At 59.9% G+C, this 1,273-nt stretch carries 1 protein-coding gene; it reads left to right on the top strand.

Features of this window, described 5'->3' with window-relative positions:
- Positions 1-80 precede the first annotated feature (80 nt).
- Positions 81-1,234 (top strand): IS3 family transposase gene (locus IEV87_RS22710; protein ID WP_229737809.1). Its coding sequence is split into 2 segments (ribosomal slippage): positions 81-333 and positions 333-1,234, totalling 1,155 coding nucleotides; the frame shifts between segments, so codons are not numbered across the junction.
- Positions 1,235-1,273: the final 39 nt, after the last annotated feature.

Here is a 1,273-nt window from a genome sequence, read left to right as displayed (position 1 = left end):
TGAGCTACCCCCCGAAATTCGGACACTGACATAAGCTATGATTTGCAGTCTGCTGATCTTCGACGAGAAGGAGATCAGAGATGTCGAAACGGAAGCAGCATGCGCCTGAGTTCAAGGCGAAGGTCGCGCTGGAAGCCCTGAAAGGCGAGGAGACGGCGGCCGAACTGGCAAGCCGGTTCGGGGTGCATCCGACGATGATCCATCAATGGAAGCGGGCCCTGCTCGAAGGCGCCTCCGGTGTGTTCGAACGCGGGGGCCGCAAGAAGCCGGAGATTGGCGAGGAGCAGGTGAAGGAGCTCCACGCCAAGATCGGGGAGCTGGCGGTGGCCAACTCTTTTTTGGAACGAAAGCTGAAGCCCTGGGGCGGGAAGTGAGGCGCTGCATGATCGAGCCTGACCACCCGGATCTGTCGATCGGCCAGCAGTGCAAGCTGCTGTCGATCGCACGCTCATCCTATTACTACGAGCCGAAGGGCGAGACCGAGCAGAACCTCGGCCTGATGCGGCAGATCGACGAGCAGTTCCTGGAGACGCCGTTCTTCGGAGTTCGGCAGATGACCTGGCACCTGCGCAACGACGGCCATCTGGTGAACGAGAAGCGCATCCGGCGGCTGATGCGCCTGATGGGGCTCATGCCGATTTACCAGAAGCCCAACACGAGCAGGCCGACGAAGGGCCACAAGACCTATCCCTACCTGCTCAGGGGGCTGCGGGTGGAACGCCCGAACCAGGTCTGGTGTTCGGACATCACCTATCTGCCCATGCGCCGAGGGTTCCTCTATCTGGTGGCGATCATGGACTGGCATACCCGCAAGGTTCTGTCCTGGCGCATCTCGAACACGCTGGAGGCCGACTTCTGTGTCGAAGCGCTGACCGAGGCCATCCACAAGTTCGGCCCGCCCGAGATCATGAACACGGACCAGGGCAGCCAATTCACGTCCTTCGCCTGGACGGATCGACTGCGCCGATCTGGCGTGCGGATCTCGATGGACGGGAAAGGTCGGTTCCTCGACAACATCTTCATCGAGAGGCTGTGGCGCACCCTAAAATACGAGTGCGTTTACCTGCATGCCTGGGAGACCGGATCGGAGACAAAGGCGGCGATCCGGAAATGGATGACCTTCTACAACCACCAGCGCCCGCATTCAGCCTTGGGCGGCCAACCTCCCGCGCTGGTCTATTGGCAAAGAAATGATATCAACCAACCCGATCAGCAGGTGCAACGAGTAGCTTAATTTACGCCAGATCCTGTCCAAGAGATGGGGAGTAGCTCA

This window comes from Primorskyibacter flagellatus (assembly GCF_014638275.1).
Classification (GTDB): Bacteria; Pseudomonadota; Alphaproteobacteria; order Rhodobacterales; family Rhodobacteraceae; genus Pseudooceanicola; species Pseudooceanicola flagellatus_A.
This window is presented reverse-complemented; position numbering and strand designations above follow the sequence as displayed.